This is a genomic window from Peptoniphilus sp., assembly GCF_034090345.1.
Classification (GTDB): Bacteria; Bacillota; Clostridia; order Tissierellales; family Peptoniphilaceae; genus Peptoniphilus.
Window position 1 is genome coordinate 1 of sequence record NZ_JAXDSS010000079.1, and the last position, 15239, is coordinate 15239.

16 protein-coding genes are annotated in these 15239 nt (G+C 33.1%); 6 read left to right on the forward strand and 10 right to left on the reverse strand.

Translation table 11 applies throughout. The features are described 5' to 3' along the window. Window positions 1–3: 3 nt before the first annotated feature. Genes wecB through SOR77_RS07135 form a run of 4 tightly spaced genes read right to left on the reverse strand, consistent with a single transcriptional unit; the run spans window position 4 to window position 3835 of the window. A complete protein-coding gene (gene wecB, locus SOR77_RS07120; protein ID WP_320636444.1) occupies window positions 4–1107 on the reverse strand; it encodes a non-hydrolyzing UDP-N-acetylglucosamine 2-epimerase in 1104 nt (367 codons plus the stop codon). Further along, window positions 1108–2136, reverse strand: coding sequence for a glycosyltransferase family 4 protein (locus tag SOR77_RS07125; protein ID WP_004820313.1), 1029 nt, complete (start codon window positions 2134–2136; stop codon window positions 1108–1110). Between the two features lie 12 nt (window positions 2137–2148). After that, a complete protein-coding gene (upp, locus tag SOR77_RS07130) occupies window positions 2149–2778 on the reverse strand; it encodes a uracil phosphoribosyltransferase (protein WP_040552261.1) in 630 nt (209 codons plus the stop codon). 10 nt (window positions 2779–2788) lie between these two features. Beyond that, window positions 2789–3835, reverse strand: a complete 1047-nt coding sequence (locus SOR77_RS07135; protein ID WP_320636445.1) for an L-threonylcarbamoyladenylate synthase — start codon at window positions 3833–3835, stop codon at window positions 2789–2791. Between the two features lie 154 nt (window positions 3836–3989). On the opposite strand from SOR77_RS07135, the gene SOR77_RS07140 reads away from it, so the two are divergent. Both SOR77_RS07140 and SOR77_RS07145 read left to right on the forward strand, forming a co-directional pair. Continuing rightward, window positions 3990–4580, forward strand: coding sequence for a leucine-rich repeat domain-containing protein (locus SOR77_RS07140; RefSeq protein WP_320636446.1), 591 nt, complete (start codon window positions 3990–3992; stop codon window positions 4578–4580). A 126-nt stretch (window positions 4581–4706) separates the two neighbouring features. Then, window positions 4707–5237: a guanylate kinase gene (locus tag SOR77_RS07145; RefSeq protein WP_320636447.1), complete on the forward strand. Its 531-nt coding sequence runs from the start codon at window positions 4707–4709 to the stop codon at window positions 5235–5237. A 16-nt stretch (window positions 5238–5253) separates the two neighbouring features. Here the strand turns inward: SOR77_RS07145 and SOR77_RS07150 are convergent, their stop codons facing one another. Genes SOR77_RS07150 through SOR77_RS07175 form a run of 6 tightly spaced genes read right to left on the reverse strand, consistent with a single transcriptional unit; the run spans window position 5254 to window position 12017 of the window. Then, on the reverse strand, window positions 5254–6024 hold the full coding sequence (locus SOR77_RS07150; protein WP_320636448.1) for an alpha/beta hydrolase family protein: 771 nt from the start codon (window positions 6022–6024) through the stop codon (window positions 5254–5256). Beyond that, entirely contained in the window at window positions 6025–6699 is a 675-nt protein-coding gene (locus SOR77_RS07155) for a uracil-DNA glycosylase (RefSeq protein WP_320636449.1), read from the reverse strand. A 9-nt stretch (window positions 6700–6708) separates the two neighbouring features. Then, entirely contained in the window at window positions 6709–8073 is a 1365-nt protein-coding gene (locus SOR77_RS07160) for a TrkA C-terminal domain-containing protein (RefSeq protein WP_320636450.1), read from the reverse strand. Then, window positions 8073–9524 carry a TrkH family potassium uptake protein gene (locus SOR77_RS07165; RefSeq protein WP_320636451.1) on the reverse strand — a complete coding sequence of 484 codons (1452 nt, stop codon included), beginning with the start codon at window positions 9522–9524 and terminating at the stop codon, window positions 8073–8075. Before SOR77_RS07165 ends, SOR77_RS07160 begins: the two co-directional genes overlap by 1 nt. Next, window positions 9521–10882, reverse strand: a complete 1362-nt coding sequence (gene trkA / locus SOR77_RS07170; RefSeq protein ID WP_320636452.1) for a Trk system potassium transporter TrkA — start codon at window positions 10880–10882, stop codon at window positions 9521–9523. The genes SOR77_RS07165 and trkA overlap by 4 nt, the downstream gene beginning before the upstream one ends. Window position 10883: 1 nt before the next feature. Beyond that, window positions 10884–12017 carry a cation diffusion facilitator family transporter gene (locus tag SOR77_RS07175; RefSeq protein ID WP_320636457.1) on the reverse strand — a complete coding sequence of 378 codons (1134 nt, stop codon included), beginning with the start codon at window positions 12015–12017 and terminating at the stop codon, window positions 10884–10886. Between the two features lie 157 nt (window positions 12018–12174). Here SOR77_RS07175 and SOR77_RS07180 point away from each other — a divergent pair, with 157 nt between their 5' ends. From SOR77_RS07180 to SOR77_RS07195, 4 genes are all read left to right on the forward strand, one after another. Beyond that, on the forward strand, window positions 12175–12693 hold the full coding sequence (locus tag SOR77_RS07180; protein ID WP_320636453.1) for a hypothetical protein: 519 nt from the start codon (window positions 12175–12177) through the stop codon (window positions 12691–12693). Between the two features lie 15 nt (window positions 12694–12708). After that, window positions 12709–13923 (forward strand): AI-2E family transporter, encoded by a 1215-nt coding sequence (locus SOR77_RS07185; RefSeq protein ID WP_320636454.1) that lies wholly within the window; start codon window positions 12709–12711, stop codon window positions 13921–13923. A gap of 1 nt (window position 13924) precedes the next feature. After that, window positions 13925–14740: an EFR1 family ferrodoxin gene (locus SOR77_RS07190; protein WP_320636455.1), complete on the forward strand. Its 816-nt coding sequence runs from the start codon at window positions 13925–13927 to the stop codon at window positions 14738–14740. A 55-nt stretch (window positions 14741–14795) separates the two neighbouring features. After that, window positions 14796–15239, forward strand: a 444-nt coding sequence (locus tag SOR77_RS07195; RefSeq protein ID WP_320636456.1) for a DUF4300 family protein, incomplete at its 3' end; no start/stop codon positions are given.

Sequence of the window (15239 nt, forward strand, 5' to 3'; positions counted from 1 at the left end):
CCTCTAAAAACTATTCTCAATTATATCTATTATTCTAACTGCTGCTCTTCCATCTCCGTAAGGATTTACTGCGTGCGCCATTTTATTATATGCTTCTTGATTATCTATTAGTTCTAAAAAGTTTTTATATACATTTTCGTATTTTGTTCCAACAAGTCTGGCTGTGTTTGCTTCCACACCCTCCATTCTCTCTGTCTCTTCTCTTAGAACTAATACAGGTTTCCCAAGTGCCGGTGCTTCTTCTTGTACTCCACCCGAATCAGTTAATACTAAGTGGACTTTGTTCATCAAATTTGAGAAAGGTAGATAGTCAAGAGGCTCTATCATGTGAACTCTCTCTTCTTCTTCAAAATATTTTTTAGCTATCTCTCTAACTTTTGGATTTAAATGAACAGGGAATATAACCTCTATTTCTTCTCTTTCTCTCACAACCTCTTTTACAGCTTTAAATATATTTTCCATAGGTTCGCCTATGTTTTCTCTTCTGTGTGAAGTCAACAGTACTACTTTTTTTGAATAGTCTATATTGTTTAAAACATCATCTTCAAATACAAAATCTTCTTTTATAGCTATTTTTAAAGCGTCTATTACTGTATTACCTGTGATGTAAATTTTATCATCACTGTAGCCTTCCCTTAAAAGGTTTTGTCTATTTCCATCTGTTGGGCAGAAGTGAAAATCTGTCAACACTCCTGTCAACATGCGATTTGCCTCTTCCGGGTATGGCGAATACAAATTTCCTGATCTCAGTCCCGCTTCAACATGACCTATTTTTATTTGCTTATAAAATGCCGCAACTGCTGATGCAAAAACTGTTGTAGTGTCGCCTTGAGTTAAAAGCAAATCCGGTTGTTCTTTATCTAAAATCTCTTCAAGCCCCAATAATGAATTTACCGTTATTTCTGTTAGAGTTTGACCGGGTTTAAATATATTCATATCATAATCCGGAACTATATTAAATATTTTCAAAACTTGGTCTAACATTTCCCTGTGTTGTCCTGTTACGGCGACTATAGTTTCTATATTTTTTCTCTTTTTAAGTTCCAAAACTATCGGAGCCATTTTTATAGCCTCAGGTCTTGTCCCAAAAACACAAATTACTTTCATCTATTCCTCCTTGGACTTAAACATTCCACTAAATATACCCATAACTATAATTGCCGCTATTACCAGTGCTGATATGAAAAGTCCCATCTTAGCATCTACTTCAGCTACTACTATTGCAAGTAATCCGAATATAACCGATATTACATATAGGATTAAAACGGTTTGTTTTTGTGTTAGTCCTAAAGCCAACAGTCTATGGTGTAAATGTCCTTTGTCTGCTTGCATTATCTTTTTGCCGCTCAGTTTTCTTCTCACCATAGCAAATGTTGTATCAAAAACCGGCACTCCAAGTATCAACACAGGCACTATAATTGTAAGTGCAGCTGCTGATTTCATTATCCCTTCAATCGATATATAAGACAACATAAACCCTAAAAACAAGGCTCCTGTATCCCCCATAAAAATCTTTGCCGGATTAAAATTGTACGGCAAAAATCCTGCACAAGCCCCCGCCAAAAGAGCCGCTATTGTAGCTATGTTCCCGTATCCAAACTTGTTCGCTATAAACATTAGAGAAATCGAACAAATCAATGACACACCAGCTGCCAATCCGTCCATTCCATCGATAAGATTAACTGTATTTGTAATTCCAACTATCCAAAAAATTGTGATTGGAATTGACAATGCTCCTAAAAATATTACACTCTCTCCTATCGGAAATGGATTTGTAAAGAATTCTACTCTAACATTTCCAAATATCAGTATCCCGGCTGCCGTTAGCTGAAACAACAATTTCATCTTAGGGCTCATATCCGTTTTATCGTCTATAAGCCCTGATAGTAAAACTAATGTTGCCCCTAGCATTACGCAGATTAGTTCTCTATTTAGTTTTAAAAATACAATCATTCCAATCATTAGGGCAAAATACATTGCCACCCCACCTGAGAGTGGTATTGGTTTGTTGTGCATTCTTCTAGCATCCTTAGGTATGTCTAAAAAACCAAATTTTTTAGCAAGCTTTATGACTATAGGTGTCATTGCAAGCGATACTAAAAATGCCAGAACAATAGGTTTTAAGAGTTCTGCCATTTCAAATACCTCTTACTTAGTTCCAAAAAGTCTGTCTCCTGCATCCCCAAGTCCAGGTAAGATGTAGGCGTGGTCATTAAGTTCTCTCTCAACTGATGCAACATATATGTCAACATCCGGGTGAGCTTCTTGAACTGCTTTGATTCCCTCCGGCGCCGCTAAAATATTAAGCGTCCTTATGCTTGTTGCTCCTGCTCTTTTCACTTCATCTATCGCTTCTATTAGCGACCCCCCTGTTGCAAGCATTGGGTCTAATAGAATTATCGTTCTCTCTTCTATATCTTTGGGGAATTTTGAATAATAAGTAACCGGTTTTAAACTTTCCGGATCTCTATACATCCCAATATGTCCTACTCTTGCACCCGGAACTACTGATAAAACTCCATCAACCATCCCAAGCCCTGCTCTTAATATCGGAACAATACCTATCTTCTTTCCAGATATTTCTTTGCCTATTGTCTTTTCAAGCGGTGTTTCTACTTCTATATCTTTAAGTTCTAAATCTCTTGTAACTTCATACCCCATAAGAGCTGCCATTTCTGTTACCAATTGTCTAAAATCCTTAGATGATGTATTCTTGTCTCTTAAAATTGTAAGTTTGTGCTGTATTAACGGATGGTCTGTAACTACTAATTTCCCCATATTTCCTCCTCTAAAGTCCAAATACTACTCTACCTGAACAAGCTTTTAAAAGCCTGTTCATAATGCTAACTCCAAGGCCACGTAACTCAAAGCCTTCTACATAAATCATATCTACTTTTTCATCATCGCACTTTCTCAAATCTTCAAATAGATTTGATGCTATTTCTTCTAAATTTTCTCTTGAGCCAAGGGATGTTATGAAGTGCGCTCCCTCGTAGCCATCTATTGTTTCATCTGTGGCTAATACCGCTATTTTTTCATTCTTTTGTTCGGCAATTCGCTTGTTGATTTCTTTTACAACATTATCTAAGTTTCCAACAAAGCAATATGCTTCTGCCTTTGGTGCATAATGTTTATACTTTTGACCAGGAGATTTTGGAATTATTGATTCATCTTTAGATATGATTGACTCATCAATACCTATGTTAGGTACTATTACTTCCAAATCCTCTCTTGTAATTTTACCCGGTCTTAATATCAAAGGAGGATTTACTGTGGTGTCCACTACTGTTGACTCTATTCCAACTGAAGCTTTTCCTCCATCAACTATTATTTCAACCTTGCCATTTAAATCTTCAAATACTCTTTCAAAAGAAGTCGTTGAAGGTTTACCCGAAAGATTTGCTGAAGGTGCAGCAATAGGTTTATTACAATATGAAAGTATATCTCTAGCAACTTTATGTTCCGGCATTCTGACCGCAACTGTTTCAAGCCCTGCTGTTGCTTCATTTGGAACATCTTTAGTCCTATTCATTATCAAAGTCAGCGGACCCGGCCAAAACATTTCCATCATATTCTTAGCATCTTCGCCAATATTTTCTACGATACCTTCTAATTGAGATATTTCTGCAATGTGTAAGATTAATGGATTATCTCCCGGTCTATTCTTAGCTTTATAAACTTTTTTCAAAGCTTCAGAATTCAGCCCGTCTGCTCCCAATCCATAAACTGTTTCTGTAGGAAAAACTACTAATCCACCCATGTCAAAAACTTCTTTTATATCTTTAAGTTGGTCTTCTGTAATTTTATTATCTACTTTTATAATTTTAGTTTCCATAATGTTCAACCTTTCTTTCTGCATTAAATTATAACAATTAGTCAAATATCATACAAGTTAAGATAGCCTTAAATTTGTTATTGCCTTTTATTACCATTCCCTTTGTGATATACTTTTACTTAAGATTACATATGGAATATTTTAGGAGGTTTACATGGCTAATCAATTTGAATTTGATGATTTTATTATCAAAGGTGACACTCTTGTTGGAATGACAAGACAAGGTAAAGACAAAATTAAAAACGAAGGTATTACTCATATGCCTATCCCTAAGGAAGGTCCAGATGGAACTCCAATTAGAAAAATTGCGCAAAACTGTTTCTACCGTCGAAAGTTATCTACTTTTGAAATTCCTGAAACAGTTGAAGAAATTGGTTATGATGCTTTTGGCGTTAACAACATTTCTGAAATCACTATTCCTGACTCAGTAAAGAAAATAGACGGGTTCGCTTTTTATAGAAATAAATTAACTTCTTTAAAGCTGCCTGCCGAACTTACTCATATTGGGCCAAGCGCTTTCGCTCTTAACAACATTTCAAATGTTGAATTTAATGACAAGCTTGAACTTATAGATACATCATCTTTCTATGCAAATGCACTTGAAAAAGTTGAATTACCAAGTTCATTAAAAAAAATTAATATGTTTGCTTTTAGAAAAAATAATATCTTTGAAGTTGAAGTTCCAAGCTCTGTTGAAGAACTACACAAAGATGCTTTTGAAACAACTACAGTTGTTAACAAATAATTAAGTTGTTTTATTCCCGAGAAATCTCGGGAATTTTTATTATTCTTAACTTTTGAGAAAGCCCCTCAACCTTGACTTTTAATTTAGCTTAAAATATACTTTTTAAAAAAGATAAAGAGGAAGTTTATGATATACATACTTGCCGGACCCTCCGGATCCGGAAAAACTACACAAGCAAATATTTTAAGTAAGAGAGATGATTTTAAGAGAATAATAACTTGCACAACTCGACCAATTAGAGAGGGCGAAGTTGATGGAATAGACTACTTTTTTAAAACTAAAGCTGAATTCAACTCCATGTTAGAACAAAATGCACTATTAGCTGTAACTGAATACTCCGGAAATCTATATGGTGTTCCAAAACAAAGTTTGCAAAAATATGTATATTCAAAAGAAGAACATGTCGTAATAGTACTGGATGTAAATGGTGTTAGAGAATTGAAAAAAATGGGAGCATACTGTATATGTTTGACTTTAGATGCCCCAACTTTAAAAGAACGTATGCTTGAAAGAGGCGATGACATAACTGATGTTATGTCTAGGTTAAATGATGGTCTTGGCCTGATAAATTATTGTGATTTCTTTGTGGATTCAAGAAAACCCATTGAGTTTAATTCAAATGCAATTAGTGAATTTATAAAATCCACATGCAAATAGGGTCCTAAATTGGACCCTAAAATTTTATCTCTTCTTTTAATGTCATTATCGCCTTTTCAAGCATTTGAGTTGTCAACTGATGTGCTGTTGCTTCCCACTTAGTAAATCTAATTCTGTCTTTTTCTAAATAATATTCTTTAGCTTCTTTATAAAAATTTTCTTGTGCCGTCGGAGAAATTATATCATCTTCTTCTCCATTATACATTATCATTTCTCTATCAACTAAATTAGATAGGTGCTCTTTAGGATTCATCTGCAACATAAATTCATTTATCCTCATCATTTCATAAGAAACTTCTCCACTTGCAGTTATTCCATCAACTATCCACTGCCAATCGCATACACCATTAAATAGCATTGCAACTTTCAAACTCTGTTTAAATGTGAATAGCCCCGATGCTGTGATAGCTCCCATAGAGTGTCCGCCAACCGCTATGTATTCATCATCTGTATCTAAATTTCCAACTACATACCTATGAATTTTAGGGAACTCTTCTATATTGTGCATTATAACTTCACAAATTCTGTTTCTAAATACGTCTTTATCTTCATAGTCAAGCGCACCTCTTCTGCCATGGTATCTCGCCTCCGGAAGTATCACTTGATAACCGTAGCTTGCCAAGATATTAGCTCTAAAAATTTGGTTTTGTGCGCTTGAACCCCAACCATGATAAAAGATAATTGTCTTATACTTTCCAAAGTCTCCTTTTGGTCTGACTACATATACCGGCACATCATCTATTTCAATTAAATTTATATCTATAAAATCACTTCTTAAAAAATCCATTTAATCATCAATCCTCCAATCTATTGGTCTCAACCCATTAGCTTCCAAAAATTCATTAGTTTTGGAAAAAGGCTTTGAACCGAAAAATCCTCTGTTTGCAGACAGCGGACTTGGGTGTGGTGCCTTTAAAATCAAATGCTTTGGATTGGTTATCAATTTCTCTTTGGATCCTGCATGTCTTCCCCACAAGATAAACACTACCGGAGAATCTTTTTTATTTAATATATCTATCACGCTGTCAGTCAGTATTTCCCATCCTATTTTAGAATGACTCATTGGTGTATGCGCTCTAACAGTCAATGTTGTGTTTAAAAGTAACACTCCACTTTCAGCCCATTTTACAAGACTTCCATGTCTTGGCATCTCATATCCCAAATCACTTTTTAACTCCTTATAAATATTTACAAGTGATGGTGGAATTCTCTGGCCCACTTTAACTGAAAAGGATAACCCCTCGGCTTGATTTATATTGTGGTAAGGGTCTTGCCCCAAAATCACACACCTCACATCTTCGTAAGGAGTCTTTTTAAATGCATTGAATATATCTTCCGGCTTTGGAAAGATTTGAAAATTTTTGTATTCTTCTATCAATAACTGTCTTAAATTTTGATAATATGGTTGGTTAAATTGCTCTTCTAATAATTCATCCCAACTATTCCCTATTATTTTATTCATATTCTCTCCTTATGAAAAAATACTTTGTATAAACCTTCTACTGTTATTTATTCCCAAAAATCTGTTTAATTTGCCTTTGCTTTCATTTTTGCAAAATATCACGAGATTATCTCCCTTTTCAATCATCGTTTTTCCTCGTGGAATAACTGCCATTCCATCTTTTCTTATTATGCCACCCACTAACATTCCCTCCGGAATATTTATCTCCATCAAACTCTTTCCAATTAAATTGGAATTATCTCTTAATTTGAATTCATATACTTCAGCTTGATTATTAAATGCCATATATATTGAAATTCCTCTATCAGACCTAAGCTCTTTTATTATTTGATTCGCAACTACATCCATTGGCTTTAAAACCGATGTAAAATTCATATCATCTATTATTGACTCATAGCTTATATCTGATAATTTTACCATAACTTGGTTTATTCTCTGTCTATTTGCAATTATTCCAAGCACTATATTCATCTCGTCATTGTCAGTTGTTATAATTGTAGCATCATAATTTTTAAAATTCCTAAAGAATTCTCCGCCTTTTAACTTAGCTTTGTGAATATACACATTTGAATAAGATGTCCTATACTTTCTAATTTTTTCTATATCTTCTTCTATTATTGTTATGTCATATTCTTTAAAAACTTCTGCTATTTGCAAACTAAATTCATTTACACCAACCAACAAAATTTTTCGATTTTGCTTGCGTTCCAATCTAAAATGTTTATGTTTGAAGTTCAATATATCTTTTGAAAGACCCATAATATATAGATAATCATCTTCTTCTATTACGGTTTCTCCATTTGGAATAAGTATTTCGCCTTTTCTTGTTATACCTACAACTAAAACAGTCTTTAGCTCTCCTATGTTTTTAAGCTGTTGACCAACAAAATTTTTATCCATTTCTACAGAATGCCCAACAACTTCTATTCTGCCCTTTCCAAAAACATCTGATTGATAGCTCAAATTATCTTTTATAATTCTTTCAACTTCAGACGACATTTCAATGGCCATATTATACATCCTGTCAATTCCTATACTTTCTTTTAAGAAAGTCAGCTGTTCTACAGAATCTTTTTGAAATATCGAGGCTATTGTACACTTCGTTCCATTTTTCTTAGCCATTGTAGACAACAAAATATTAGTTTTATCGGAGTTTGTAACAGCAACTACAAAATCATATTTTTGCTTAAACAAATTTAAGGCAAAATTTCTGTCTTCTATGTTCCCATATACCGGATGTATATTATCAGTTTCAACAATTTCATTTATACTGTTTCTATCTTTATCTACTACCGTTACATCCATTTCTGAAGAAATTGCCGATAAAATTTTTAATCCAACGTATCCATTTCCAACTAAAAGTACTTTTTCCATTAAAAATCTCCTCTTATACTTTGCTTAGGTGTTATCAATGCTATTACTGTGAAAAATTCCAATCTTCCAAGCAACATTAAAAACGAAAATAACAATTTATATCCCCCTGAATAGAATTCAAAAGTCCTTGTCGGACCTACTAACTTAAATCCGGGCCCAACATTCGATAGCATTGTGGCAACTGAAGAAATTGAAGTCATTATATCAACTCCACTAAATGTAATTAATATACTCGCACCTATGAAAACTGCCATATATATTCCCAAAAATGCAAAGATTCCCATAATAATTTTGTCATTTATAATTTTTCCATTTACCTTTATAGGTATTACCGCTTTTGGATGGATAACTTTTATAATTTCTCTTTTGATAGTCTTAAAGACTATCAATATTCGTATTATCTTTATCCCGCCGGCTGTTGAGCCTGCACATGAGCCGAAGAAATATAAAATTAGTAGAGTAAATTTTGATGCTGATGGCCAAAGATCAAAGTCTGCATTTGCAAAACCTGATGTAGAAGCTATAGATGTTACTTGAAATATGGCTTTTATTAAAACTTCTTTTAGTGAACCAAAGCCATTTAAAAATAAATTTAAAGATATTATTAAAATTGCAAAAATTATTATTGTATAAAAAGTTTTTAATTCTTCATCTTTAAATACTAAACTTAATTTCTTTTTATAAAGATAATAATGCAGTGTAAAGTTAGTCCCACAAATCATCATAAATGCGCTCATTACAAGTGGGATATAATCCCCCTTAAAATATCCTACTGATTCTACTTTTGAAGAAAATCCACCCGTACCCACAACTCCAAAAGTATGTATTATGGAGTCAAACGCATTCATCCCGCCTAACATCAACAATACAAATAAAATTAATGTTATCACTATATATATCGAATACAATCTCTTCGCCGTTTGGCTCATCTTAGGGTCTATTTTCCCCGCTATTGGTCCAGGCGACTCAGCTTTAAAAATTTGAAATCCACCGACACCGATCTTTGGCAAAAGTGAAAGGGTTAGGACCAAAATCCCCATCCCACCAATCCAGTGGGTTGTACTCCTCCATAAAACTACTGATTTTGGAACAGCAGATATATCTGATATTACACTCGCCCCTGTAGTTGTAAATCCTGATACTATTTCAAAAAATCCATCAATATATGTCGGAACAGAATCAGATAAATAAAGTGGCAATGCTCCTAATAAAGAAACTATAATCCACCCACAAGTGACTATTGCCAACCCGTCTTTTGGTGTAACTGCGGCCTTTGTATTTATTAAAAAATATGCTGATATCCCAACCACAAATACTACTGCCAATGCTATCAAAAATGAATTCAGTGCTCCATCATTAATGAACGCTGAATGCATAGCTGAAGGGAGCATGAAAACTCCCTCTATCAAAACTAATATTCCCAATATTTTTATAATAAATAATTTATTCATATAAACCACCTCTTCTTTTTATTGAAGAAATAGTTCTTGAGATTTCCAACTTGTCTATTAGTTGCCAATACTATTATCCTGTCGCCTTCTCTTAAGAGATCTTCTCCTTTTGGAATTATTACACTATTCTCTCTCACTATTGATGTAATTAACATTCCCTCAGGTAAATGTATATCTTTTATTGGCTGGTTTAAAACTTTAACCCCGCTATTTAATAAAATTTCTGAGAATTCAGTTTCTCCATCACTCATCAAGTTTACAGTTATAGAACCTGAGCCTCTTATAGTTCTGATTATCTCATTTGCAGTTATATATGCCGAATTAAAAGCTGCGTCAACTTCTAATCTATCAAGTATTTTTTTGTAATTTTGTCTGGAAATTTTAGCAACTGATTTGTACATACCAAACTGTTTTACGGCAAGAGCCATTAATAAATTTGTCTCGTCTATTCCCGTAGCGCAAACGAAAGCATCGTACTCTTTTAACATTTCTTCTTGCAATACATTAAAATCTGTCCCATCAGCATTTATAATCATACTTTCAGGTAATTGTTCCATTAATTTATAACATCTACTCTTAGAAATCTCAACAATTGTAGTCTCTATCTTTTCTTTACTTAACAACTTCCCAAGATATAAGCCAAGCTTCCCTCCGCCTACTATCATAACTTTTTTAAGAGAACGATGTTTATTTATACCCGAATGTTCTTCGTCAAACTTTTCAATTGTTACGCTTTCTCCAACAATCATTATAACATCTTTGCTCTCTAAGACAGTTTCTCCATTTGGGATTATAGTTCTTCCACTTCTTGATACCGCTGCTATTAACATATCTTTAAAACCTGTAAGTTCTTTTATTTTTTTGCCTACAAAAGTTTCATCTTGTCCTATGTTAAAATCTACAAGTTTGACTTTTCCACCGGCAAATTCATCACTCATAAGCATATATCTCTTCAATAGATATTTCTCTATTGCCACTGCCGTTGCATAGTCAGGATTGATTACATAGTCTATTCCAAGTTCCTCTTTAATTATTTGAATTTGATTGTTGTACTCAGGATTTCTAACTCTTGCAATAACTTTATTAACTCCAAGTTTTTTAGATATACTTGACATCAAAACATTTGACTCATCACTATTTGTAGTCGCAAGCAATAAATCATACTCTTCAATTTCAAGTTCCTTTAGCACTTCAAAATTAAGTGCATTTTCATTTACAGTTAAAACATCAAGTGTATTATTTACATAATCTATTACCGTTTCATCCGAATCTAAAATTGTCACATCACAATTTTCTGCTATAAGCGTTTGGGCTAATTTTATTCCAAGTTTTCCCGCTCCTGCTATCAATACTTTCATCCTAAAATTCCTCTTTAAACACCCTGTCTATTCTTACAACTTTTCTTAGTCCCTCTTCACCTAAAATTTCTAATACTATATTTTTAACTCCAGCTTCATCTCTGTCAGTCTTTACTAATTTACCATCCACAACAATATCCACGCTTATCTCATCTCCATTTAACGACAAATCATGGAATGAACAAAATCTTTTATCTTCTTCTATAAGTTTATTAAGTTTTGATATGATTTTAGTTTCAACTTCTGAATATGAACCAACAGGATCCAAGTGTATACTAGCATGATAGCCCTTCGTTTCATATATCTCTCTTTCAATTTTATCAATTATATCATGCGCTTCAATAATGTTCATTTTATCGTCAAGTTCAACATCCATCCACGCATAAACTTTTTCAGGTCCAAAATCTACTATCATAATATCATGTACATCTATAATTTCACTATAAGACATTACAATTTTTTCAACTTCTTCCATTTCTTTCGGGTTAGTCCTTCCAATAATTGTACTTATAGTTTCTTTTATCAAACTATAGCCTTGATATAAAATAAAAAAGCTGACCAAAAGGCCTGCCCATCCGTCTACCAAATAACCTGTGATTTTGTATGCAAAAATCGAAATTATTACAACTCCAGTTACAAAAACATCTGATATAGAATCTTTTGATTGAGCTAAAATTGGATATGAGTTAATTTTACTCCCCACTTTTTTATAAAACACACTCATAAAAAATTTCACTACGCACGAAACAAACATCATTGATATACTCAAATTCGTATAATTAACACTTGATGGATTTATTATCTTTCCTATTGATACTCTTATAAATTCAAATCCTGCAAATAGAACCAAAGCTGATACAACTAATCCCGCAATATATTCCATCCTTCCATGCCCATAAGGATGCTCTGAATCCGCAGGCAGATTTGAAATCTTTGCTCCTATAAGTGTTACGAACGAAGACATTGAGTCAGTGAGGTTATTTATTGCATCTGCCAAAACCGAAACTGAACCAGTTCCAAAATACACAAATACTTTTAAAACAACTAAAAATAAATTAGACAGTATGCCAACAGTAGCTGTCCTAAATATTGTGCCCTCTCTATTATCTTTTAAAATTATCTTTTCTATTTCAATGCCCCCCTTATTTAAACGTTATTATACAATAGATATTTTTTTTATTAAAGCTTTCTAATCTAAAAGTTAGATTGAAGTTACTACCACTCTAATGTAAAATTAATATAGAATTTATGTTTGTTAAACATAATATTATTTTGAATCAAAGGTGATGAACATGACAAGTCTTGTTATAAAATGTGACCATTCAATAATTGACGATTTTAAATATGAAGTTTTTGATAATGATAGACTTATTTATGAGGGCTATGTAGATATCTATTCTCCAATTGTAAATTTAGTTCGTGGAGAGGGTTTCTATTCTTCCAAAATAAGAGTTTTTAATAGGTCTGACGAACAAGTTTTAATAATTTATAAACATATTAAAAATATTGTAAACGACAATTTATTTACTATTAAATCAAATGCTTCTTCAATTACTGTTCGAGAAGGTAGAAATTTTCGAGTTCCCGATTTATACTTTAGAACTCCTCTTGGTAAAGTTACATTATGGGGAGAAGTAAAATCTCAAACATATTCCCTTATGTTAAAAGACAAAAAAATCGCGTCTATAAATGGAAAGTTAATCCGTTCTCAAAAAGTCTACACATTGTCTTTTGATGAAAAATATTCAGAACATGAGCTGATTTTTTTATCTAGTGTATTTATCCTGGATTCTATGTACCATGATTATTGAGGAAAAGGATGATTTATGAAAGAAAATTTAAAATTGCAAACACAAGAACATGATGGGCAGATTGTATATTCAACCTATTCACATAAGTCTCTTGCACTTATTGTATTTGGAGGAATATTACTATATTTCTTCTTTTTGAAATTCTCATCTGTTCAACTTATATTTTCCAAAATCATATCTATTTTGTTCCCATTCTTACTTGGGGGTGCAATTGCATTTGTACTTAAAATACCTATGAATTTTTTTGAAAAGTTAATATTAAAACACACCAATTCAAAGTTTTTAAAGAAAGCTGCAAGAGGTATTTCACTTTTTGTCTCAATACTTTTGGTAATATCAATTGTTATCTTTATGATGTCAATGGTTATTCCTCAACTTATTATATCTTTGCAATCATTAGAAAAACAAATACCTGCTTTCTTTGAAAAATTAATAGAATTTGTAAACAGATTACCAAAACTGTCCCCTATTGCTGAAAAAATTCAAACTTTTTACAACTCTTTGAGTTTAAATTATATTTTTGAGCAAGTTAAACACTTCTTCTTAACTGAAGATTTAAGTTTTAATACAAATGCTGTGCAAACTGCCTCAGGCATTGCAAACACAATTTTTTCAGGTTTTACCAATGCGCTTTTGGCTTTTGTGTTTAGCATCTATGTACTTTTGGATAAGGATAGACTTGGCAGACAAACTAAAAGGATTTTATATTCTGTTGGCGGAACTAAAATTGGAGCATTTATAATACACATTGGACACTTGATAGATTTCTATTTCTTCAATTTTGTAAAAGGTCAATTACTCGATGCCCTCATCATAGGTGTTATGACATTTGTATCTATGTTTGTCTTTAGAATGCCTTATGCAGCTATGATTTCAGTGCTGGTTGGATTCTCAGATTTAATTCCAATCGTAGGACCACTTATTGGAGCGGCAATAGGTTTTATATTTATCTTAATAGACTCACCATTCCAAGCTATGCTGTTTTTGGTATTGATGGTAGTTCTACAACAGATACAAGGAAATATCATCTATCCTAAAATTGTCGGCGACAAACTTGGAATACCCGCTATGTGGTCTCTATTTGCAACTATTGTAGGTGGTGCACTTGGAGGAATTGTAGGAATGTGGGTATTCATACCGTTGGTTGCCGTAATATATACCTTACTCGGTGAATATACCGAATATAGATTAACAAAATTAAACATGAACTCAAAACTTCAGGAGGATTAAAATGAGTTATCGCATCTGTTCACTTTATTTTTCAGCAACAACCACTACAGACAAAGTAGTGCATGAATTTATTTCAACATTAAAAAAAGAGTTAGACATATCTGAACACACAGATTATGATTTCACTCTTCCCCATGCAAGAGAAACAATGCCCGAATTTAACGAAAATGATATCGTAGTAGTCGGAGTACCTACTTATGCCGGACGCGTTCCAAACTTACTTCTACCATATCTAAGCCAAATAAACGCAAAAGGTGCACTTGGCGTTTCAATCGTGCTATACGGAAATAGAAACTTTGACGATTCACTTATAGAACTTACTGAGTTGATGACAAATGGCGGAATAAAAGTTGTCGGCTCTGGCGCATTTATCGGAGAGCATTCTTTTTCTACAACACTTGGAGCAAAACGTCCTGACGAAAGTGATATGAAAATCGTAAGAGAATTTGCAACCGGTGTCGCCGAAAAGATTAAATCTAATAATTTATCCGAGTCAAAACCAAAAGGCGAAACTCCTATAAGACCTTATTTCACACCACAAGACCGTCATGGAAATAAAATTAACTTTGTGAAAATAAAACCTATGACAGACCTTGAAGCTTGTATAAATTGTAAAATTTGTGCTAAATCTTGCCCACTTGGTTCAATAGACTTCGAAGATGTTTCACAAGTTCCTGGAAAGTGTATGAAGTGTTGCGCTTGTGTTAAAAAATGCCCTACCGGAGCAAAATATTTTTCAGATGAAGGATATTTGTTCCACCAAAGAGAGCTTGAAGAAGTCTATGAAAGACGTAACGAGCCAGTTTATTTCTTATAAAAAATTTCTGACTTATCCTAATTGGGTAAGTCTTTTAATTATCAAAGGAGCTAAAATGAAAAAATTATTAATTCTATTCCTACTTACTTTTATTTTAGTAGGCTGTTCAAAACAAATGTCAAACCCAACTTATTCAAACTTAGTTGACGGCAAAATGATTGAGTCAATTTCTGAGAAGCTTGTTGCAAATGGAGTTTCTCCTTCACAAGTTGAAACTTTTAAAAAGCAACTTTCAAATTTTTATGACACTGTGGGAACCGAGAATATGGTGTCAAATTTTGAAACTATAAAAGAACCAACATATGACCCATACACTTTACAAGATAAATGGTTGGCTAAAAATAATTATGTTGGATATAACTGTAGAATAACTTCTTACACTATATATAAAGATTTCTTTCAAGGAAATGGGTTCGATGAAAATTCCACATCTCATCTATTATTTGACTACGAAACTTTAAATCACGATAAGTTTTCACAAGATAATATGAAAAAATTC